The sequence below is a fragment of the Streptomyces sp. NPDC060184 genome (genome assembly GCF_042728795.1).
In the GTDB taxonomy this organism is placed as follows: Bacteria; Actinomycetota; Actinomycetes; order Streptomycetales; family Streptomycetaceae; genus Streptomyces.
The window spans coordinates 47,515-67,480 of the sequence record NZ_JBHWYX010000019.1; the positions used below are offsets into that span (position 1 = coordinate 47,515).

The following is a 19,966-nucleotide window of genomic DNA, read 5'->3' on the forward strand; positions in this document are numbered from 1 at the left end:
TCAGGACTCCTGGGTGACGGAGACGAGCACATCGTCCCCTTCGATCTTTACGGGGTAAACGGGGACGGGGCGCGTCGCGGGAAGACCGGACGGCTTGCCGGTGCGCAGGTCGAAGGACGAGCCGTGCAGCCAGCACTCGATCATGCAGTCCTCCACCTCGCCCTCCGACAGCGACACATTGGCGTGCGAGCAGATGTCGTTGATGGCGAACACCTCGCCCTCGGTACGGACGACCGAGACGGCGGTGCCTTCGAGCTCCACCCGCTTCGGGGTGTCGTCCTCCAGCTCGCTCAGCGCGCACACCTTGACGAATGCCATCAGACGGACGCCTTCAGCTCTGCCTCGATCTTGTCGAGCAGGCGGGCCTCGACGTCCGGCAGACCGATCTGCTGGACGAGCTCGGCGAAGAAGCCGCGCACGACGAGCCGGCGGGCCTCCTCGGCCGGGATGCCGCGGGACTGGAGGTAGAACAGCTGCTCGTCGTCGAAGCGGCCGGTGGCCGAGGCGTGGCCGGCGCCGACGATCTCGCCGGTCTCGATCTCCAGGTTCGGGACCGAGTCGACGCGGGCACCGTCGGTCAGAACCAGGTTGCGGTTCATCTCGTAGGTGTCGGTGCCTTCGGCCTTGGCCTGGATGAGGACGTCCCCGATCCAGACCGCGTGGGCCCCGTCGCCCTGGAGGGCGCCCTTGTACACCGCGTTGGACTTGCAGTGCGGGGTGTTGTGGTCGACCAGGAGGCGGTGCTCCTGGTGCTGGCCCTTGTCCGTGAAGTAGAGGCCGAACAGTTCGGCCTCGCCGCCGGTGCCGGCGTACGCGACCCGGGGGTGCAGCCGGACCAGGTCGCCGCCGAAGGTGACGACGACGGACTTGAACGAGGCGTCGCGGCCGATCAGCGCGTTGTGCTGGCCGACGTGGACCGCCGTGTCGTCCCAGTCCTGGACGGAGACGACGGTGAGCTTCGCGCCGTCGCCGAGGACGTAGTCGACGTTGGCGGCGAGCACCGCGTCGCCGGTGTGGTCGATGACCACGACCGCCTCGGCGAAGGCGCCGACCTCGACGAGCAGGTGGCCGTAGGAGGTACCGCCCTCGCCGTGCACCGCGATGCGGACGGGCTCGGTGAGCACCGCTTCCTTGGCGATCGTGACGACCGACGCCTGGGTGAACGCGGAGTACGCCTGGGCGGCGACCCGGTCCACCGGGACACCGGCCCGGCCGAGCCGGGCGTCGTCGCGGCCCACGGTCTCCACCGTGACGCCCTCGGGCGCCTCGACGGCGACCTTCACGCCGCCGCCGTCGGCCACCGCGGTGCCGTCGTGCAGCCCGCGCAGCCGCTCCAGCGGCGTGAAGCGCCACTCCTCCTCGCGGCCGTGCGGGACCGGGAAGTCCGCCACGTCGAAGGAGGGCGGGGCGCTCATGCGCGTGGCGACGGTCGACTCGGCGGCCACCGCGATGGAACCGGCGGTGGTGGAGCCCACCGGGGAATTCTGAGCCTCAGCCATGGCTGTCGTAGTGCTCGCTTTCTTAAGTCAAGACGTAGGGGGTTCGGTCGGGGCGGTGACGGCGGGGCCGTACTAGCCGACCGAGCCCTCCATCTGCAGCTCGATCAGCCGGTTCAGCTCCAGGGCGTACTCCATCGGGAGCTCCTTGGCGATCGGCTCGACGAACCCGCGCACGATCATGGCCATGGCCTCGAACTCGGTGAGTCCGCGGCTCATCAGGTAGAAGAGCTGGTCCTCGGAGACCTTGGAGACGGTCGCCTCGTGGCCCATCGACACGTCGTCCTCGCGGACGTCGACGTACGGGTAGGTGTCGGAGCGCGAGATCGTGTCGACGAGCAGCGCGTCGCAGAGCACGTTGGACTTCGCGCCCGGCGCGCCCTCGCCGATCTCGATGAGACCGCGGTAGGAGGTACGGCCGCCGCCTCGCGCCACCGACTTGGAGACGATGTTGGACGAGGTGTTCGGGGCCATGTGGACCATCTTGGCGCCGGCGTCCTGGTGCTGGCCCTCGCCCGCGAAGGCGATGGAGAGCGTCTCGCCCTTGGCGTGCTCGCCCATGAGGTAGACGGCCGGGTACTTCATGGTGACCTTGGAGCCGATGTTGCCGTCGACCCACTCCATGGTCGCGCCCTCGTACGCCACGGCGCGCTTGGTGACCAGGTTGTAGACGTTGTTCGACCAGTTCTGGATGGTCGTGTAGCGGCAGCGACCGCCCTTCTTCACGATGATCTCGACCACGGCGCTGTGCAGCGAGTCCGAGGAGTAGATCGGCGCGGTGCAGCCCTCGACGTAGTGGACGTACGCGTCCTCGTCGACGATGATCAGCGTCCGCTCGAACTGGCCCATGTTCTCCGTGTTGATACGGAAGTAGGCCTGGAGCGGGATGTCGACGTGGACGCCCTTGGGCACGTAGATGAACGAGCCACCGGACCACACGGCCGTGTTCAGCGACGCGAACTTGTTGTCGCCGACCGGGATGACGGTGCCGAAGTACTCCTTGAAGAGCTCCGGGTGCTCCTTCAGCGCGGTGTCCGTGTCGAGGAAGATGACGCCCTGCTCCTCCAGGTCCTCACGGATCTGGTGGTAGACGACCTCGGACTCGTACTGCGCGGCGACACCGGCGACGAGGCGCTGCTTCTCCGCCTCCGGGATGCCGAGCTTGTCGTACGTGTTCTTGATGTCCTCGGGCAGGTCCTCCCAGGACTCCGCCTGCTTCTCGGTGGACCGCACGAAGTACTTGATGTTGTCGAAGTCGATGCCCGACAGGTCCGAGCCCCAGTTCGGCATGGGCTTCTTGCCGAAGAGCTTGAGGCCCTTGAGGCGGAGCTTGAGCATCCACTCGGGCTCGTTCTTCTTCGCCGAGATGTCCCGGACGACCTCCTCCGAGAGGCCGCGCTTGGCCGCCGCGCCTGCCGCGTCGGAGTCGGCCCAGCCGAATTCGTACGTACCCAGGCCCTCGAGTTCGGGGTGGGCAGTCTCCGTAGGGAGCGTCATGCGGGGTTCCTCCCGGCAGTGCTTGCTGATACTGAGGTGGTGGTGGTCTGTGGGGGCGCGCCGGCGTCGGTGGTACCGCCGCCCGGACCGCCCTTGGGTACGTACGTCGTGCACACGCCGTCGCCGTGGGCGAGGGTGGCCAGACGCTGTACGTGGGTCCCGAGCAGCTCGGAGAAGAATTCCGTCTCCGCCTCGCACAGCTGCGGGAACTGCTCGGCGACGTGCGCGACCGGGCAGTGGTGCTGGCAGAGCTGCTCGGCCTGCTGGGGGCCCGGCGCGCTGCGCGCCGTAGCAGCGTACCCGTCCGCGGACAAAGCCCTGGCCAGGGCTGCCGTCCGGTCTTCGGGGGCGGCGGCTTCGACGGCCGCGCGGTACTTCTGCGCCTGCGCGGCCATCCGGGAGCGGGCGAAGGCGACGACCGCCTCGTCGCCCGAGGTCTCGGCGATCCAGCGCAGCGCCTCGGCCGCGAGCTTGTCGTACGACTGGTCGAAGGCGTCCCGGCCGCTGTCCGTCAGCGCGAACACCTTGGCGGGCCGGCCGCGGGTCCGCGTGCCGTACACCCGCTGCTCGCGGGGTTCGACGACCCCGTCGCAGGCGAGGGCGTCCAGGTGGCGCCGGACGGCGGCCTGGGTGAGCCCGAGCCGCTGCGCGAGATCGGCGGCGGTGGACGGGCCGTGGTCGAGGATGGAGCGCGCGATCCGGTTGCGCGTCGGGCGCTCACCGGTCGCGAGTTCCTCCTGCGGAGCCTCGCCAACGTATTTCACAACGCCATTGTTGCGTAATTCGGAGCGGCATGACAACCACGGTCCGGAACGATCAACGGTGTGGTTCGTCACTTAGGGTTACCTAATCTGGCCACGGTTCCCCGCTCCCGCAAGGGCCCGCGAGGCCCCGGCGGGGGTCGCGAAATCCCCCGGGACTTAGACTTACCGGCCATGAGCAACGAGCCTGTCGTACGGGTCGAAGGCCTGGTGAAGCGGTACGGCGCCAAGACAGCCGTCGACGGACTCGATCTGAGCGTCGCGGCGGGCACGGTGACCGCGGTCCTGGGCCCCAACGGCGCCGGCAAGACCACCACGATCGAGACCTGCGAGGGCTACCGCCGCCCCGACGCGGGCACCGTCCGCGTGCTGGGCCTCGACCCGGTCGCCGACGCGGCCCGGCTCCGCCCCCGGATCGGGGTGATGCTCCAGTCCGGCGGCGTCTACTCCGGCGCCCGAGCCGAGGAGATGCTCCGCCACATGGCGAAGCTGCACGCGCACCCGCTCGACGTCGACGCCCTAGTCGAACGCCTCGGTCTCGGCAGCTGCGGCCGGACCACCTACCGGCGCCTCTCCGGCGGCCAGCAGCAGCGCCTCGCGCTCGCCATGGCCGTCGTCGGCCGCCCCGAACTGGTCTTCCTGGACGAGCCCACCGCCGGACTCGACCCGCAGGCCCGCCGCGCCACCTGGGACCTCGTGCGCGAGCTGCGCGCCGACGGCGTGTCGGCGGTGCTCACCACCCACTTCATGGACGAGGCCGAGGAGCTGGCCGACGACGTCGCCATCGTCGACGCCGGGCGTGTCGTCGCCCAGGGCAGCCCCGACGAGCTGTGCCGGAGCGGCGCCGAGAACACCTTGCGCGTCGAAGGGCCCCCCGGGCTGGACCTCGGCTCGCTGATCAAGGCGCTGCCGGACGGCTCAGGCGCCGTCGAGCCCGTCCCCGGCTCGTACCGCGTCTCCGGGACGATCGACCCGCAGCTGCTGGCCACCGTCACCTCCTGGTGCGCCCAGCACGGGGTCATGCCGGACGGCATCGCCGTCGAGCGGCACACCCTGGAGGACGTCTTCCTGGAACTCACCGGCAAGGAGCTGCGCGCATGAGCGCCGGTACGTACGCCCCCCGCCCGGGCGCCGCCCCGCTGTCCCGGATGATCGCCGCGCAGACCGCGCTGGAGACCCGGATGCTGCTGCGCAACGGCGAGCAGCTGCTGCTGACGGTGATCATCCCGGCGCTGCTGCTGGTGCTCTTCGGCTCGGTCGACATCGTGGACACCGGCGCCGGCGACCCCGTCGACTTCCTGGCACCCGGCATCCTCGCGCTGGCCGTGATGTCCACCGCGTTCACCGGCCAGGCCATCGCCACCGGCTTCGAGCGCCGCTACGGCGTCCTGAAGCGGCTCGGCGCCTCCCCGCTGCCGCGGTGGGCACTGATGACCTCCAAGACGCTGTCGGTCCTGGTGACCGAAGTGCTCCAGGTGGTCCTCCTGACCGTGATCGCCTTCGCGCTGGGCTGGTCGCCGCACGGCAACCCCCTCGCCGTGCTGCTCCTGCTGGTGCTGGGCACCGCCGCCTTCTCCGGCCTGGGCCTGCTGATGGCCGGCACGCTGAAGGCCGAGGCGACCCTCGCGGCGGCGAACCTGGTCTTCCTGCTGCTGCTGGTCGGCGGCGGGGTGATCGTGCCGATGGAGAAGTTCCCGGACGCGGTGGCCTCGGTGCTCGGCCTGCTGCCGATCGCGGCGCTCTCGGACGGCCTGCGGGACGTGCTCCAGCACGGTGCGGGCGTCCCCTGGGGCGACCTGGGCGTCCTCGCCGTCTGGTCGGTGCTGGGGCTCGGCGCGGCGGCGCGGTTCTTCCGCTGGGAGTGAGCGGGCCGCGGCGGGGCGGTGGTGACTCCGGTCACGGTTCGGGGTGACTCGTCCCCCTCGTGAAAGCTTGCACAAGCTTCCGCCTACCATGGTGCGCGTGCCCAAGCTGACCCGAGCCGAAGTCGCTCAAGCCGCGCGGAACCCGCTCCAGTACATCGCCGAACGGTGGACTCCGGATCCCCGGACCGTCCGCCGTGCCGCCCTGTCCGCCGTCGTGATGGCGGTGATCATCGTCGCCACCGGTGGCGCGGTGCGGCTGACCGGGTCCGGTCTCGGCTGCCCCACGTGGCCCAAGTGCACCGAGGACAGCCTCACGACGACCAGCGCGATGGGCTTCCACGGCGTCATCGAGTTCGGCAACCGGATGCTGACGTACGTGCTCTGCGCGGCCGTCGGCTGGGCGATCGTCGCGGCGCGGGCGCTCAAGCCCCGGCGCCGGAGCCTCACCCGGCTCGGCTGGGCCCAGTTCTGGGTGGTCATGGGCAACGCCGTGCTCGGCGGGTTCGTGGTGCTGGTCGGCCTCAACCCGTACAGCGTGGCCGCGCACTTCCTGCTCTCCGCCGCCCTGATCACCGTCGCCGTGGTGCTGCACCACCGGGTGGGCGAGGGCGACAGCGCGCCGAAGCCGCTGGTCGGCAAGGCGGTCTCGCAGCTGACCTGGATCCTCGTGGTGGCCGCGGGGCTGCTGGTCGCCGTCGGCACCGTGGTGACCGGCGCGGGCCGGCACGCGGGCGACTCCAGCGACGTGCACCGCATCCCGCTCGACTGGAAGCTGATCAGCCAGCTCCACGCGGACCTGGCCTGGGTCGTGGTGGCGCTGACGCTGGCGCTCTGGTTCGTGCTGAAGGCCGTGGACGCACCCCCCGGACCGCGCCGCCGCGCCGCCGAGCTGTTCCTGGTGCTGATGGGGCAGGGCGTCATCGGGTACGTCCAGTACTTCCTGGACACCCCGGAGATCCTGGTGGGCCTGCACATGGTCGGCGCGTGCCTGGTGTGGATCTGGGTCCTGCGGGTCCTGCTCTCCCAGCGCGAGCGCCCGGTGGCCGTCGCCGGCGCCCCGCTCCCCCGGCCCGGCGAGGCCCTGACGACCGTCTGAGCCCCGCGCACGTACGAAGCCCCCCGGCACCCTCAGGGTGCCGGGGGGCTTCGTCGCGTACGGGGCCGGGTCGGTCGGTGGTGCGGTGCGGGGCCGGGTCAGTCGCGGTTGGCCGGGCCACCCACCTGGATGCCCGCCATCCGGGTCCATTCGTACCGCCCGGTGCGCACCTTCGCGGCGAACTCCCCGTCGAAGCTCTCGTGGAGGGTGAGGCCGGACTTCTCCGCGGCGCTCTCGGCCACCGCGTGCGAGGGGGCCACCAGGTCGCCCCAGCCACCGTCCTCGCCCACCAGGACGATCCGGGTGCCCGCCTGGCCGATGTACGCCAGCTGCCCCTCGGCGCCGCCGTGCGCCTTTGCGAAGGCACCGATCTCCTTGGCGAGCCGGGCCGCCCTGCGTCCGTCGCGGGCCGCCCGCTTGCTGTCCACCCGCTGGGTCTCATCCGTCTGCGCCATGTCTGCCATGGAACAGGATGCTACCGACGGGTAGGCGAACGGGCGACGGGCGGGTGACGTGGCCTGGGCCACGTCACCCGCCCGTCGGCGAGAAGAGGACGTCGGGAGCGTCAGCGGAGGAAGGGGTCCACCGCGACGGCGACGAAGAGGAGCGAGACGTAGGTGATGGACCAGTGGAACAGCCGCATCTCCTTCAGCTTCGCACCGGCGATCCCGGCCTTGGCCCGGTTCTGCAGGCCGTGCGCCTCCCAGAGCCAGAAGCCGCCGGAGAGCAGCGCCACCGCGGTGTAGAACCAGCCCGTGTAGCCGAGCGGGGTCAGCAGCAGCGAGACCGCGACCATCACCCAGCTGTAGACGACGATCTGGCGGGCGACGACCCGGTTCGAGGCGATGACCGGGAGCATCGGGACGCCGACGCGGGCGTAGTCGTCCTTCACCTTCATGGACAGCGGCCAGTAGTGCGGGGGCGTCCAGAAGAAGATGACCGCGAAGAGGATGACCGCGGCCCAGGAGACCGAGTCGGTCACCGAGGACCAGCCGATGAGGACCGGCATGCAGCCGGCGATCCCGCCCCAGACGATGTTCTGGGCGGTGCGCCGCTTCAGCAGCATCGTGTAGACGACGACGTAGAAGAGGAGCGCGCCGAGGCTGAGCGCCGCGGAGAGCCAGTTGACCAGCAGCCCGAACCAGACGGTCGAGACGACCCCGAGGGTGATCCCGAAGGCCAGGCACTCGCGCGGGCTCACCATTCCGGTGACCAGCGGGCGCTGGGACGTACGGTCCATCAACGCGTCGATGTCGCGGTCGATGTACATGTTGAGCGCATTGGCACCGCCCGCGGAGATGTATCCGCCGACGGTGGTAGCGAGAACGAGCCACAGGTCGGGCACACCCTGAGCGGCCAGGAACATCACCGGAACGGTGGTGATGAGCAACAGCTCGATGATCCGCGGCTTCGTCAGCGCCACGAATGCCTTGATGCGGGCCCCGAACGGGCGATGGCCCACTGGGCTCGGAGTCAAGGCGACCCCTGCGGGTCGGGACTCGACGGCCGTCACGCACACCCCTGACAGAGAAATCCCAGCAAGCACCGGGCGTGAGGGCCCGGTAAAGACTTGCGCGAACCAGACCACTGTAGACGTTGGGGACAGGCCGCCCTTCGCGGGGGTGGACTCGTGTTGGGGTGGCACGTACGAGCGGCTGCGAAACCCGTCCGGGCCGCCCGTCCCGCCGAGCTCGGACGAGAGGCGGGCCGCTCGGCCGAGAAGCACAGAAGTACCTGGTCACGCTCATTGGAGAAGCCCAATGGTGAGCCGCCCCGCTCATACGGAAGGCGAACTCCGCCAATGCCGCGCACCCTGGAATCCAACCGGAAATCCCTTGTTGTCACAGGGGTAGGCTCAACAGCGTCCGGTGCGGTCACCAGCCCCCGGTTTTCCGAACAGTGGAGAGGAGCCCTGACTCAGGGTGAGCACCAAGCCGACCACCACAGACCTTCAGTGGACCGAATTGGACCAGCGGGCCGTGGACACTGTCCGCGTTCTCGCAGCCGACGCCGTACAGAAGGTCGGAAACGGCCACCCGGGCACGGCGATGAGCCTGGCTCCGGCCGCGTACACCCTCTTCCAGAAGGTGATGCGGCACGACCCCGCCGACGCCGACTGGACGGGCCGCGACCGTTTCGTGCTGTCCGCGGGCCACTCCAGCCTGACTCTGTACATCCAGCTGTACCTGGCCGGATACGGCCTTGAGCTGGACGACCTGAAGTCCTTCCGCACCTGGGGTTCGAAGACCCCGGGCCACCCGGAGTACGGCCACACCACGGGCGTCGAGACCACCACGGGCCCGCTGGGCCAGGGTGTCGCCAACGCCGTGGGCATGGCCATGGCCGCCCGCTACGAGCGCGGCCTGTTCGACCCCGACGCGGCGCCCGGCACCTCGCCGTTCGACCACAACGTGTGGGTCATCGCCGGCGACGGCTGCCTCCAGGAGGGCATCTCCGCCGAGGCGTCCTCGATGGCCGGGCACCAGAAGCTCGGCAACCTGATCCTGCTCTGGGACGACAACCACATCTCGATCGAGGGCGACACGGAGACCGCGGTCTCCGAGGACACCCTGAAGCGGTACGAGGCGTACGGCTGGCACGTCCAGCGCGTGGAGCAGCTTCCCAACGGCGACCTGGACCCGGCGGGTCTGTACGAGGCGCTGCAGGCCGCCAAGGCCGAGACCGAGCGTCCGTCGTTCATCGCGGCCCGCTCGATCATCGCCTGGCCCGCCCCGAACGCCCAGAACACCGAGGCCGCGCACGGCTCGGCGCTCGGCGACGACGAGATCGCGGCGACCAAGCGGGTCCTGGGCTTCGACCCGGAGAAGACCTTCGAGGTCTCCGACGAGGTCCTCTCGCACACCCGTGAGGCGCTGGACCGCGGTCGCGACACCAAGGCCGAGTGGGAGAAGTCCTTCGCCGCCTGGCGCACGGCCAACCCGGAGCGCGCCGCCGAGTTCGACCGGATCGACGCGGGCGAGCTGCCCGAGGGCTGGGAGGAGAAGCTTCCCGTCTTCGAGGCCGGCACCTCCGTCGCCACCCGCGCCGCGTCCGGCAAGGTGCTCCAGGCCCTCGGTGAGGTCATCCCCGAGCTGTGGGGCGGTTCCGCCGACCTCGCCGGCTCGAACAACACCACGATCGACAAGTCGTCGTCGTTCCTCCCGGTCGGCAACCCGCTGCCCGAGGCGAACCCGTACGGCCGCACGATCCACTTCGGTATCCGCGAGCACTCCATGGCCGCGGAGATGAACGGCATCGCGCTGCACGGCAACACCCGCATCTACGGCGGCACCTTCCTGGTGTTCTCCGACTACATGCGCAACGCCGTCCGCCTGTCCGCGCTGATGCACCTGCCGGTGACGTACGTCTGGACCCACGACTCCATCGGTCTGGGCGAGGACGGCCCGACGCACCAGCCGGTCGAGCACGTCGCGTCGCTGCGCGCCATCCCGGGCCTGAACGTCGTGCGCCCGGCCGACGCCAACGAGACCGCCATCGCCTGGCGCGAGATCCAGCGCCGCTGGACCAAGGTCTTCGGCAAGGGTGCCCCGCACGGTCTCGCGCTGACCCGCCAGGGCGTGCCGACGTACGAGGCGAACGACGACGCCGCCAAGGGCGGGTACGTGCTGTTCGAGGCCGACGGCGGCGAGCCGCAGGTCGTCCTCATCGGCACCGGTTCCGAGGTCCACCTCGCCGTCGAGGCGCGCGAGCAGCTCCAGGCGGCCGGTGTGCCGACCCGGGTCGTCTCGATGCCGTGCGTCGAGTGGTTCGAGGAGCAGACCCCGGAGTACCGCGAGAGCGTCCTGCCGAAGGCCGTGAAGGCCCGGGTCGCCGTCGAGGCGGGCATCGGCCTGACCTGGTACCGGTACGTGGGCGACGCGGGCCGCATCGTGTCGCTGGAGCACTTCGGTGCCTCGGCCGACGCGAAGGTTCTGTTCCGCGAGTTCGGGTTCACCCCCGAGCACGTGGTCGCCGCCGCCCGGGAATCTCTCGACGCCGTCGCGCGCTGACGCAGACATACGATCTAGTAGGAGATGTAATTTTCATGACAGACGCACTCAAGCGCCTTTCCGACGAAGGCGTCGCGATCTGGCTCGACGACCTGTCCCGCAAGCGCATCACCTCCGGCAACCTCGCCGAGCTGATCGACCAGAGCCACGTCGTCGGTGTCACCACCAACCCGTCGATCTTCCAGAAGGCGATCTCCTCGGGCGACGGTTACGAGCAGCAGCTCGCGGACCTCGCCTCGCGCAAGGTGACCGTCGAGGAAGCCATCCGCATGATCACGACGGCCGACGTCCGTGACGCCGCCGACATCCTGCGCCCGGTCTTCGACGCCACCGACGGCCAGGACGGCCGGGTCTCGATCGAGGTCGACCCGCGTCTGGCCCACCACACCGCGCCGACCGTCGCCGAGGCCAAGCAGCTGGCCTGGCTGGTCGACCGGCCGAACACGCTCATCAAGATCCCGGCGACGAAGGCCGGCCTGCCGGCGATCACCGAGGTCATCGCGAAGGGCATCAGCGTCAACGTGACGCTGATCTTCTCGCTGGAGCGCTACCGCGAGGTCGTCGACGCGTACCTGACCGGTCTGGAGCAGGCGAAGGCCGCGGGCCTGGACCTGTCGAAGATCCACTCGGTCGCCTCCTTCTTCGTGTCCCGTGTGGACGCCGAGATCGACAAGCGTCTGGACGCCATCGGCAGCGACGAGGCCAAGGCCGCGAAGAGCAAGGCCGCCCTCGCCAACGCCCGTCTGGCGTACGAGGCGTACGAGGAGATCTTCTCCTCGGACCGCTGGGCCGCCCTCGACAAGGCGCAGGCCAACAAGCAGCGTCCGCTGTGGGCCTCCACCGGCGTCAAGGACCCGTCCCTCAAGGACACCCTGTACGTCGACGAGCTCGTCGCGCCGAACACGGTCAACACCATGCCGGAGGCGACCCTGGAGGCCGCGGCCGACCACGGCTCGATCACCGGCGACACCATCACCGGCGGCTACGAGCAGGCGCGCGCCGACCTCGACGCCGTCAAGAAGCTCGGCGTGAGCTACGACGAGGTCGTGGCGCTGCTGGAGTCCGAGGGCGTCGACAAGTTCGAGGACGCCTGGAACGACCTGCTCAAGTCGACCGAGGCGGAGCTCTCGCGCCTCGCTCCTTCGGAGGGCTGACCACTTTGTCTGGTGTTCCCGGAGCAAACCCGCTTCGTGACCCCCAGGACCGACGGCTCCCGCGCATCGCGGGGCCGTCGGGCCTGGTCATCTTCGGTGTCACGGGCGATTTGTCCAGAAAAAAGCTCATGCCCGCCGTTTACGACCTGGCCAATCGCGGCCTGCTGCCGCCGGGCTTCTCGCTCATCGGCTTCGCGCGCCGCGACTGGGAGGACGAGGACTTCGCGCAGGTCGTCCACGACGCCGTCGCGGAGCACTCCCGCACCCCCTTCCGCGAGGAGGTCTGGCAGCAGCTGAGCCAGGGCATGCGGTTCGTGCCCGGCAACTTCGACGACGACGAGGCGTTCGAGACCCTCAAGGCGACGATCGACGAGCTCAACAAGGCACAGGGCACCGGAGGCAACTTCGCCTTCTACCTGTCCGTGCCGCCGAAGTTCTTCCCCAAGGTCGTCGAGCAGCTCAAGAAGCACGGTCTCGCGGAGCAGACGGAGGGCGCCTGGCGCCGTGCCGTCATCGAGAAGCCCTTCGGTCACGACCTGGAGAGCGCGCAGGAGCTGAACCAGCTCGTGCACGACGTGTTCCCGCCCAACGAGGTCTTCCGTATCGACCACTACCTGGGCAAGGAGACGGTCCAGAACATCCTGGCGCTGCGCTTCGCCAACACGATGTTCGAGCCGATCTGGAACCGGTCGTACGTCGACCACGTCCAGATCACGATGGCCGAGGACATCGGCATCGGCGGCCGGGCCGGGTACTACGACGGCATCGGCGCCGCCCGTGACGTCATCCAGAACCACCTGCTCCAGCTGCTGGCGCTGACCGCGATGGAGGAGCCAGGCTCCTTCCACCCGAAGGCCCTGGTCGCCGAGAAGCTCAAGGTGCTCACCGCCGTCGAGCTGCCCGAGGACCTGGGCAAGCACACCGTGCGCGGCCAGTACAGCCACGCCTGGCAGGGCGGCGAGGAAGTCCTCGGCTACCTCGAAGAGGACGGCATCGACCCCTCGTCGACGACCGACACCTTCGCGGCGATCAAGCTGACGGTCAACAACCGCCGCTGGGCGGGCGTCCCGTTCTACCTCCGTACCGGCAAGCGCCTCGGCCGCCGCGTCACGGAGATCGCGGTCGTCTTCAAGCGCGCCCCGTACCTTCCGTTCGAGTCCGGCGCGACGGAGGAGCTGGGCGGCAACGCCCTGGTCATCCGCGTCCAGCCGGACGAGGGTGTGACGGTGCGGTTCGGCTCGAAGGTGCCGGGCACCTCCATGGAGGTCCGGGACGTCACGATGGACTTCGCCTACGGCGAGTCCTTCACCGAGTCCAGCCCGGAGGCGTACGAGCGGCTCATCCTCGATGTGCTGCTCGGCGACGCCAACCTCTTCCCCCGCCACCAGGAGGTCGAGCTCTCCTGGAACATCCTCGACCCGATCGAGGAGTACTGGGAGAAGAACGGCAAGCCCGCTCAGTACCCGGCCGGTACCTGGGGTCCGGCCGAGGCTGACGAGATGCTCGCACGCGACGGACGGAGCTGGCGCCGGCCATGAAGATCGATCTCACGGAAACCACGTCCAGCAAGATCAACAACGCGCTGATCTCGGCCCGCCGTGCCATCGGCACGCCGGCCATCGGCATGGTGCTCACGCTGGTCGTCGTCACGGACGAGGAGAACGCCTACGACGCCCTCAAGGCGGCGAGCGACTCCTCCCGCGAGCACCCCTCGCGGATCATCGCGGTGATCAAGCGGGTCAGCCGCTCGCCGCGCAGCCGTCGCGACGCGCGTCTCGACGCCGAGATCCGGGTCGGTTCCGACTCGGGCACCGGTGAGACGGTCGTCCTGCGGCTCCACGGCGAACTCGCCAACCACGCCCAGTCGGTGGTCCTGCCGCTGCTGCTGCCGGACGCCCCGGTCGTGGTGTGGTGGGCCGAGGACGCCCCCGCCGACCCGGCGAAGGACCCGCTCGGCGCGCTCGCCCAGCGCCGCATCACGGACGCCTACTCCGCCGAGCACCCGCTCGACGAGCTGGCCGTCCGCGCGGCGACGTACGAGCCCGGCGACACGGACCTGACGTGGACCCGCATCACGCCGTGGCGTTCGATGCTGGCCGCCGCGCTGGACCAGCAGCCCGCGCAGGTCGTCTCGGCGACCGTCGAGGGCGAGAAGGACAACCCGAGCTGCGAGCTGCTCGCCATGTGGCTCACGGACCGGCTCGGTGTCCCGGTGGGGCGCACGTTCTCCGAGGGCCCCGGTCTGACCGCGGTCCGCATGGAGACGAAGAACGGCCCGATCGTTCTCGACCGTGCGGACGGCTCGCTGGCCACCCTCTCCATGACCGGTCAGCCCGACCGCGGCGTGGCGCTCAAGCGGCGCGACACCGCCGAGCTGCTGGCGGAGGAGCTGCGGCGCCTCGACCCGGACAACACCTACGCCACCACGGTGAAGGTCGGCGTCGACAAGCTGAGCGGTCCCGGCGAGGTCGCGGCGGCGGCTTCCGCCGTGCCCGCGCCGGAAGCCGCGGACGCTCCCGGGGCGGCTGCCGAGGAGGCGCCGGAGGCCGAGAAGCCGAAGGCCGCCGCTCCCGCGAAGAAGGCCGCCCCGGCCAAGAAGGCGGCGTCCAAGTGAGTGCCCCTCAACTGGTCGTGCACCGCGACAAGGAGCTGATGGCGCAGGCCGCGGCGGCCCGGCTGATCACGAAGATCGTGGACGCCCAGGCCGCTCGCGGATACGCCTCGGTGGTGCTGACCGGCGGGCGCAACGGCAACGGCCTGCTGGCCGCGCTCGCCGCCGCGCCCGCCCGGGACGCGATCGACTGGTCGCGGCTCGACCTGTGGTGGGGCGACGAGCGGTTCGAGCCGGACGGCGACCCGGAGCGCAACGTCACGCAGGCCCGTGAGGCCCTGCTGGACGCGGTCGCTCTGGACCCGGCACGGGTGCACCCGATGCCGGCGTCGGACGGCCCGTTCGGCAACGACGTGGACGCAGCCGCCGCAGGTTACGCCGCCGAACTCGCTGCCGCCGCACGGCCGGAGGACCACGGGCCCGTCCCGACGTTCGACGTGCTGATGCTGGGCGTCGGACCGGACACCCATGTCGCCTCGCTCTTCCCGGAGCTGCCCGCGGTACGGGAGACCGAGCGCACCGTCGTCGGTGTGCACGGCGCCCCCAAGCCGCCGCCCACCCGGGTCACCCTCACGCTCCCGGCCATCCGGGCGGCGCGCGAGGTGTGGCTGCTCGCGGCGGGCGAGGACAAGGCGGAGGCCGCGGCCATCGCCCTGTCCGGCGCCGGGGAGATCCAGGCCCCGGCGGCCGGCGCGTACGGCCGCGCCCGGACGCTCTGGCTGCTCGACGCGGCGGCGGCTTCCCAGCTGCCCCGCGATCTCTACCCGCCGGCCTCTTCCTGAGAGACCGTCACCCGTGTTGCCTGGAAGGCCCGTTCACGCTCGCAACGAGCGTGAACGGGCCTTCCGCCGTCACGGATGCGGCCGGGCGGGTCTCATGCGTCCGCCGCGCGGGCGACGGCCGGAGGCCAGGAGCCGGTGAGCTTCGGACGTCTCACACGTATCGGACGTCTCACACGTACGCGAAGTACCGGTCGTACCAGTTCGCCCCGCCCAGGCCCTCGTCGTCCTCCTCTTCTTCGGCCTCCCCCGCGGCGACGAGCACCGCGGGGGAGCTCGACGTCCGCCGCCGCCGACAGGCGCGAGGGCCCTCGGTACGGCTCACGGAGCAGTACGTCCGGGCCGAAGGCGCAGCCGATGACCGTGCAGACGCCGTCGAGCCACGTCGTGAGCTCCTCGGTCAGGCCCTCCCCGCCGGGCGAGCCGTCGCCGTCCTCGACGAGCGCGGTGACGATACAGCGGGTCCTCTCGCCTGCCACGGGCGTGGCAGGCTTGCCCGCATGACGACGACACGCATCGGCACCGTGGTGATGGGAGCGTCCGACGTCCGGCGGGCCGCGGCGTTCTGGAAGGCCGCACTCGCCTACGTGGAGCGCGAACCGGCCGGGGAGGACTGGGTGGTCCTGGTTCCTGCCGAGGGCCACGGCGTCGGCCTCTCCCTCGGCCGGAGCGGCCCCGACAGCCCCGTCCAGGAGGTGCCTCGCGTCCACCTCGACGTCTACACCGAGGACCAGGAGGGCGAGGTGGCCCGCCTGCTCGGCCTCGGCGCCTCCCGGGTGGAGTGGCCGCACTACCCGCCGGACCCGGATTTCGTGGTCCTCGCGGACACCGAGGGCAACCGCTTCTGCGTCATCGACACCACGCACGGCTGAGGCGGGGCCCCCGCGTCGTCGTCCCACTCCAGGAACGGCTCCAGCAGTCCCGGTACGGCCTCGGCGGCGAAGGCGAGCCCCTCGGCCGCCCCGGTGTCGTACACCGCGTAGGCGCCCGTTCCGGCGGCCGTGGTGGCCGTGATGTCCAGCAGCCCCGCCCGCCGCTGGAAGTACGACTGCCGCACCGTCCAGCCGATCACCCCGGACCGCTCCAGGGCGGCCGTCGAACGCCGTACGGTGCCGGATCGGGTGACCAGGTGGCGGCCGGTGAGGGCGTGGCCGAGGTTCCGGTACGCGTCCAGGGCGAGCGCCACCGCGACCGGTACGCCCACCGCCGCGCAGCCCAGCGCGGTCCACAGCAGGACGGGCGTCAGCAGGGCCCCGAGCACTGCCAGGAGCACCACCGGGGCCAGTGCCACCGCGAGGGCGCGCCGCAGCCGGCGGCCCCGGGCGGCGCGCGGGTGGCCGATGAGGGGCGCGGCGGTGGGGGCGGACTCCTCGCGGAGCACGGCCGCGACGATCCGGTCCGCCTCCGGCCGCGGCACGGCGGGCAGCAGGGTGCTGTGGCTCGCCTCCTTGGCCTCCTCGTCGTGCGCGAGACCGGTGGTGATCGCGTCCACCCGGGCGGCGCCGAAAAGCCGTACGCCCAGGGGTTCGACGCGTTCGGCGCCGCGCAGCCGGGCCTCCTCGACGGTGGTGGAGCGCGAGGTCAGCAGTCCTCGGCGGACCCTGAGGGTGCCGCCGGGTTCGCGCTCCAGGCGGTAGTTCCACCACATCTCGGTCCAGAGCCCGAGGGCTCCGGCCGCACCGGTGAGGAGGGCCGCCGCGAAGAGGACGGCGAGCGTCCAGAACAGCGGGAGGGCGCGGAAGAGTTCGACGGTCCAGTGGATGACGTCGCCCTGCGCGCCGGCCCACTCGCTGAGCTGCATCACCCCTCCGATCGCCGCGCCGCCGAGCATCGGGGCGACGAAGGAGACCGGGGCGTAGCGGATCCAGCGGGGGTCGAGGACGGCCAGTTCGCCGTCGCGTTCCCCTGCGGCACCGTCACCGTCCCGCACGGCTGCGCGCGCCAGCAGCAGCCGTCGCAGCCGTTCGCCCTCGGCGCGGGTGACGGGGTCGAGCTCCAGGGTCGATTCGCCGTCCCGGTGCTCGCCGGTGCCGATCCGCACGGTGACCAGGCCGAGGACCCGCAGCAGCGGGCGCGCGGTGAGGTCGACGGTGCGGACGCGGTCGAGCGCGAGGGAGCGGCGTCGCACGAGGAGAAGCCCGGAGTGGAGGTCGACGTGTCCGGTGCCGATCCGGTAGCGGGTGCGGCGCCAGCGGACGTGGTCGACGAGGGCCGCGCAGCCGGTCAGCAGGACGGCCCCGGCGGCCGTCCAGAGTCCGGACCGGGCTGCGCCGAAGTGGCCGAGGAACCCCATCGCCAGCGGGACGGCGGTGCCCACCACCACCCCGGCGGTGAGGACGGCGGTGACCAGGGCGGTACGGGGGTCGAGGCGCCGCCAGCCGTCGTCGGCGCCGGGGACGTCAGCGACGTCCGCGGTATTCGCCGCGTCCGCGGTGTTCATGTGGCGTCGCCGGGGGTGTCCCGGGTGATGCGGGTCAGCCGTTCGGCGAGCGCGGCGGCGGGTTCGTGCCCGAGGCCCGCGATCCGTACCGCTCCCTTGGCGGAGGCGGTGGTGACGGTGAGCGTGGCGAGTCCGAAGAGCTGCTCCAGCGGGCCGCGGACCGTGTCGACGGTCTGGATGCGCGACATGGGCGCGATCCGCCACTCCTGGAGGAAGAGACCGGTGCGGACGTAGACGGCGTCCTCGGTGACCTCCCAGCGGTGGGTGCGGAACCACCACCGGGGCAGCCAGGCGGCACAGCACGCACCGAGCCCGGCCGTGACCGCCGCGGAGAGCAGCAGCCACGGCCGGGCCGGGGTGACGAGGGCGGCGAGGACGCCGAGCACGGCCAGCGGTGCCGCCGTCAGCAGCAGCCACTGGGCGCGCCACCAGCCGACGGCACGCCGGTCGAGCGAGTGCGCCGGAGGCCTCAGGCGCGGTGTCCCCTCACCCTGGACCACCGGGCTCAGCGACCGCGCAGCGACCGGTAGGTGGCGACGAGGGAGGCGGTGGAGCTGTCCAGCTGCTCGCCGCCGGTGCCCTCGGTGAGGACCGGCTCGATCTTCTTCGCGAGGACCTTGCCGAGCTCGACGCCCCACTGGTCGAAGGAGTCGATGTTCCAGATCGCACCCTGGACGAACACCTTGTGCTCGTACAGCGCGATGAGCTGTCCGAGGACCGAGGGGGTGAGCTTCTCGGCGAGGATCGTCGTGGTGGGGTGGTTGCCCTGGAACGTCTTGTGCGGGACCAGTTCCTCGGGCACGCCCTCGGCGCGGACCTCTTCGGGCGTCTTGCCGAAGGCGAGCGCCTGGGTCTGCGCGAAGAAGTTGGCCATCAGCAGGTCGTGCTGGGCGATGAGTCCGGGCAGCAGGTCGGCGACCGGGGCGGCGAAGCCGATGAAGTCGGCCGGGATGACCTTGGTGCCCTGGTGGATCAGCTGGTAGTACGCGTGCTGGCCGTTGGTGCCCGGGGTGCCCCAGACGACCGGGCCGGTCTGCCACTCGACCGGATTGCCGTCCCGGTCCACGGACTTGCCGTTGGACTCCATGTCCAGCTGCTGCAAGTAGGCGGTGAACTTGGAGAGATAGTGGCTGTAGGGCAGTACCGCGTGCGCCTGGGCGTCGAAGAACTGGCCGTACCAGACGCCCAACAGGCCCAGCAGCAGCGGGGCGTTCTGCTCCGCCGGGGCGGTGCGGAAGTGCTCGTCGACGAGGTGGAAGCCGTCGAGCATCTCGCGGAACCGGTCCGGGCCGACGGCGATCATCAGCGAGAGGCCGATGGCGGAGTCGTAGGAGTAGCGCCCGCCGACCCAGTCCCAGAACTCGAACATGTTGGCCGTGTCGATACCGAAGTCCGACACCTTCTCGGCGTTGGTCGACAGCGCCACGAAGTGCTTGGCGACGGCGTCCTGACCGGACTTCAGCTCGGTGAGGAGCCAGTCGCGGGCGGAGGTCGCGTTGGTGATCGTCTCGATGGTGGTGAACGTCTTCGAGGCGATGATGAAGAGCGTCTCGGCCGCGTCCAGGTCGCGGACGGCCTCGTGGAGGTCGGCGCCGTCGACGTTGGAGACGAAGCGGAGGGTGAGGGAGCGGTCCGTGAAGGAGCGCAGCACCTCGTACGCCATGGCGGGGCCGAGGTCGGAGCCGCCGATGCCGATGTTGACGATGTTCTTGATGGGGCGGCCGGTGTGGCCGGTCCACTCGCCCGAGCGGACCCGGTCGGCGAAGCCCGCCATCTTGTCCAGGACCGCGTGCACGGCCGGCACGACGTTCTCGCCGTCGACCTCGATCACCGCGTCGCGCGGGGCGCGGAGCGCGGTGTGCAGGACGGCGCGGTCCTCGGTGGTGTTGATCTTGTCGCCGCGGAACATGGCGTCCCGCAGCTCGGCGACCCCGGTGGCGGCGGCGAGGTCGCGCAGCAGACGCAGCGTCTCGTCGGTCACCAGCTGCTTGGAGTAGTCGATGTGCAGGTCGCCCACCCGGAGGGTGTAGGCGGCGCCGCGGTCCGCGTTCTCGGCGAACAGCTCCCGCAGGTGGGTCCCGCCCAGCTCCTCGCGGTGCTTGCCGAGGGCCGCCCACTCGGGCGTCTGGTTGAGCTTGGTTCGGCTTTGTGCGTTCATCCCGGGTATCAGCCCATTCTTCTCGTACCTGCTCCCCGCTGCACCCCCCAACCTAATTGATCCTGGTCGCGGGTGCTGCGCGGGCATGGCCCGGTGCGG

The 19,966-nt window shown here is 70.8% G+C and carries 19 protein-coding genes; 9 read left to right on the forward strand and 10 right to left on the reverse strand.

Annotated elements, in window-relative coordinates:
• The 4 genes from ACFWEE_RS15140 to ACFWEE_RS15155 all read right to left on the reverse strand — a co-directional run bounded on the left by ACFWEE_RS15140 (position 1) and on the right by ACFWEE_RS15155 (position 3,757).
• Positions 1-318: a bifunctional 3-phenylpropionate/cinnamic acid dioxygenase ferredoxin subunit gene (locus ACFWEE_RS15140; RefSeq protein ID WP_327175110.1), complete on the reverse strand. Its 318-nt coding sequence runs from the start codon at positions 316-318 to the stop codon at positions 1-3.
• Positions 318-1,499, reverse strand: a complete 1,182-nt coding sequence (gene sufD, locus ACFWEE_RS15145) for a Fe-S cluster assembly protein SufD (RefSeq protein WP_386889283.1) — start codon at positions 1,497-1,499, stop codon at positions 318-320. The genes ACFWEE_RS15140 and sufD overlap by 1 nt, the downstream gene beginning before the upstream one ends.
• A gap of 72 nt (positions 1,500-1,571) precedes the next feature.
• Positions 1,572-2,993, reverse strand: coding sequence for a Fe-S cluster assembly protein SufB (gene sufB / locus ACFWEE_RS15150; RefSeq protein WP_266703132.1), 1,422 nt, complete (start codon positions 2,991-2,993; stop codon positions 1,572-1,574).
• Positions 2,990-3,757: a helix-turn-helix transcriptional regulator gene (locus tag ACFWEE_RS15155; protein ID WP_386889285.1), complete on the reverse strand. Its 768-nt coding sequence runs from the start codon at positions 3,755-3,757 to the stop codon at positions 2,990-2,992. Before ACFWEE_RS15155 ends, sufB begins: the two co-directional genes overlap by 4 nt.
• Before the next feature lie 171 nt (positions 3,758-3,928).
• Between ACFWEE_RS15155 and ACFWEE_RS15160 the strand changes: the two genes are divergently transcribed.
• The 3 genes from ACFWEE_RS15160 to ACFWEE_RS15170 all read left to right on the forward strand — a co-directional run bounded on the left by ACFWEE_RS15160 (position 3,929) and on the right by ACFWEE_RS15170 (position 6,715).
• On the forward strand, positions 3,929-4,855 hold the full coding sequence (locus ACFWEE_RS15160) for an ABC transporter ATP-binding protein (protein WP_386889287.1): 927 nt from the start codon (positions 3,929-3,931) through the stop codon (positions 4,853-4,855).
• The gene (locus ACFWEE_RS15165) at positions 4,852-5,619 is read left to right on the forward strand and encodes an ABC transporter permease (protein ID WP_386889289.1); all 768 of its coding nucleotides are present in this window, start codon (positions 4,852-4,854) and stop codon (positions 5,617-5,619) included. Before ACFWEE_RS15160 ends, ACFWEE_RS15165 begins: the two co-directional genes overlap by 4 nt.
• A gap of 88 nt (positions 5,620-5,707) precedes the next feature.
• On the forward strand, positions 5,708-6,715 hold the full coding sequence (locus ACFWEE_RS15170) for a heme A synthase (protein WP_386889291.1): 1,008 nt from the start codon (positions 5,708-5,710) through the stop codon (positions 6,713-6,715).
• Between the two features lie 98 nt (positions 6,716-6,813).
• On the opposite strand, the gene ACFWEE_RS15175 is transcribed toward ACFWEE_RS15170, so the two are convergent.
• Both ACFWEE_RS15175 and ACFWEE_RS15180 read right to left on the reverse strand, forming a co-directional pair.
• Positions 6,814-7,170, reverse strand: coding sequence for a hypothetical protein (locus tag ACFWEE_RS15175; RefSeq protein ID WP_386889293.1), 357 nt, complete (start codon positions 7,168-7,170; stop codon positions 6,814-6,816).
• Between the two features lie 110 nt (positions 7,171-7,280).
• Complete coding sequence (locus tag ACFWEE_RS15180; protein WP_386889295.1) at positions 7,281-8,234, reverse strand: heme o synthase; 954 nt, start codon at positions 8,232-8,234, stop codon at positions 7,281-7,283.
• Positions 8,235-8,637: 403 nt separating this feature from the next.
• Between ACFWEE_RS15180 and tkt the strand changes: the two genes are divergently transcribed.
• Genes tkt through pgl form a run of 5 tightly spaced genes read left to right on the forward strand, consistent with a single transcriptional unit; the run spans position 8,638 to position 15,272 of the window.
• Positions 8,638-10,725 carry a transketolase gene (gene tkt, locus ACFWEE_RS15185; RefSeq protein ID WP_386889296.1) on the forward strand — a complete coding sequence of 696 codons (2,088 nt, stop codon included), beginning with the start codon at positions 8,638-8,640 and terminating at the stop codon, positions 10,723-10,725.
• 35 nt (positions 10,726-10,760) lie between these two features.
• Positions 10,761-11,879 carry a transaldolase gene (tal, locus tag ACFWEE_RS15190; RefSeq protein ID WP_386889298.1) on the forward strand — a complete coding sequence of 373 codons (1,119 nt, stop codon included), beginning with the start codon at positions 10,761-10,763 and terminating at the stop codon, positions 11,877-11,879.
• A 5-nt stretch (positions 11,880-11,884) separates the two neighbouring features.
• On the forward strand, positions 11,885-13,417 hold the full coding sequence (gene zwf / locus ACFWEE_RS15195; RefSeq protein WP_386889300.1) for a glucose-6-phosphate dehydrogenase: 1,533 nt from the start codon (positions 11,885-11,887) through the stop codon (positions 13,415-13,417).
• Complete coding sequence (gene opcA, locus ACFWEE_RS15200) at positions 13,414-14,493, forward strand: glucose-6-phosphate dehydrogenase assembly protein OpcA (protein ID WP_386889302.1); 1,080 nt, start codon at positions 13,414-13,416, stop codon at positions 14,491-14,493. Before zwf ends, opcA begins: the two co-directional genes overlap by 4 nt.
• A complete protein-coding gene (gene pgl, locus ACFWEE_RS15205; protein ID WP_386889303.1) occupies positions 14,490-15,272 on the forward strand; it encodes a 6-phosphogluconolactonase in 783 nt (260 codons plus the stop codon). Before opcA ends, pgl begins: the two co-directional genes overlap by 4 nt.
• A gap of 169 nt (positions 15,273-15,441) precedes the next feature.
• Here pgl and ACFWEE_RS15210 read toward each other — a convergent pair whose 3' ends face one another.
• A complete protein-coding gene (locus ACFWEE_RS15210) occupies positions 15,442-15,594 on the reverse strand; it encodes a hypothetical protein (protein ID WP_386889304.1) in 153 nt (50 codons plus the stop codon).
• A gap of 175 nt (positions 15,595-15,769) precedes the next feature.
• Here ACFWEE_RS15210 and ACFWEE_RS15215 point away from each other — a divergent pair, with 175 nt between their 5' ends.
• A complete protein-coding gene (locus tag ACFWEE_RS15215) occupies positions 15,770-16,141 on the forward strand; it encodes a VOC family protein (RefSeq protein ID WP_386889306.1) in 372 nt (123 codons plus the stop codon).
• Here ACFWEE_RS15215 and ACFWEE_RS15220 read toward each other — a convergent pair.
• Genes ACFWEE_RS15220 through pgi form a run of 3 tightly spaced genes read right to left on the reverse strand, consistent with a single transcriptional unit; the run spans position 16,060 to position 19,867 of the window.
• Positions 16,060-17,709, reverse strand: a complete 1,650-nt coding sequence (locus ACFWEE_RS15220; protein ID WP_386889307.1) for a PH domain-containing protein — start codon at positions 17,707-17,709, stop codon at positions 16,060-16,062. The two genes, ACFWEE_RS15215 and ACFWEE_RS15220, sit on opposite strands and share 82 nt — an antisense overlap.
• Positions 17,706-18,209, reverse strand: coding sequence for a PH domain-containing protein (locus tag ACFWEE_RS15225; protein WP_386889309.1), 504 nt, complete (start codon positions 18,207-18,209; stop codon positions 17,706-17,708). Before ACFWEE_RS15225 ends, ACFWEE_RS15220 begins: the two co-directional genes overlap by 4 nt.
• Before the next feature lie 5 nt (positions 18,210-18,214).
• On the reverse strand, positions 18,215-19,867 hold the full coding sequence (gene pgi / locus ACFWEE_RS15230) for a glucose-6-phosphate isomerase (RefSeq protein WP_386889311.1): 1,653 nt from the start codon (positions 19,865-19,867) through the stop codon (positions 18,215-18,217).
• Between the last annotated feature and the right edge of the window lie 99 nt (positions 19,868-19,966).

Coding starts and splice junctions, on each gene's coding strand:
- tal (WP_386889298.1), top strand. CDS start 10,761: ATGACAGACGCACTCAAGCGCCTTTCCGACGAAGGCGTCGCGATCTGG.
- ACFWEE_RS15140 (WP_327175110.1), bottom strand. CDS start 318: ATGGCATTCGTCAAGGTGTGCGCGCTGAGCGAGCTGGAGGACGACACC.
- pgi (WP_386889311.1), bottom strand. CDS start 19,867: ATGAACGCACAAAGCCGAACCAAGCTCAACCAGACGCCCGAGTGGGCG.
- ACFWEE_RS15175 (WP_386889293.1), bottom strand. CDS start 7,170: ATGGCGCAGACGGATGAGACCCAGCGGGTGGACAGCAAGCGGGCGGCC.
- ACFWEE_RS15170 (WP_386889291.1), top strand. CDS start 5,708: ATGGTGCGCGTGCCCAAGCTGACCCGAGCCGAAGTCGCTCAAGCCGCG.
- sufD (WP_386889283.1), bottom strand. CDS start 1,499: ATGGCTGAGGCTCAGAATTCCCCGGTGGGCTCCACCACCGCCGGTTCC.
- ACFWEE_RS15215 (WP_386889306.1), top strand. CDS start 15,770: ATGACGACGACACGCATCGGCACCGTGGTGATGGGAGCGTCCGACGTC.
- ACFWEE_RS15165 (WP_386889289.1), top strand. CDS start 4,852: ATGAGCGCCGGTACGTACGCCCCCCGCCCGGGCGCCGCCCCGCTGTCC.
- opcA (WP_386889302.1), top strand. CDS start 13,414: ATGAAGATCGATCTCACGGAAACCACGTCCAGCAAGATCAACAACGCG.
- ACFWEE_RS15220 (WP_386889307.1), bottom strand. CDS start 17,709: ATGAACACCGCGGACGCGGCGAATACCGCGGACGTCGCTGACGTCCCC.
- sufB (WP_266703132.1), bottom strand. CDS start 2,993: ATGACGCTCCCTACGGAGACTGCCCACCCCGAACTCGAGGGCCTGGGT.
- ACFWEE_RS15160 (WP_386889287.1), top strand. CDS start 3,929: ATGAGCAACGAGCCTGTCGTACGGGTCGAAGGCCTGGTGAAGCGGTAC.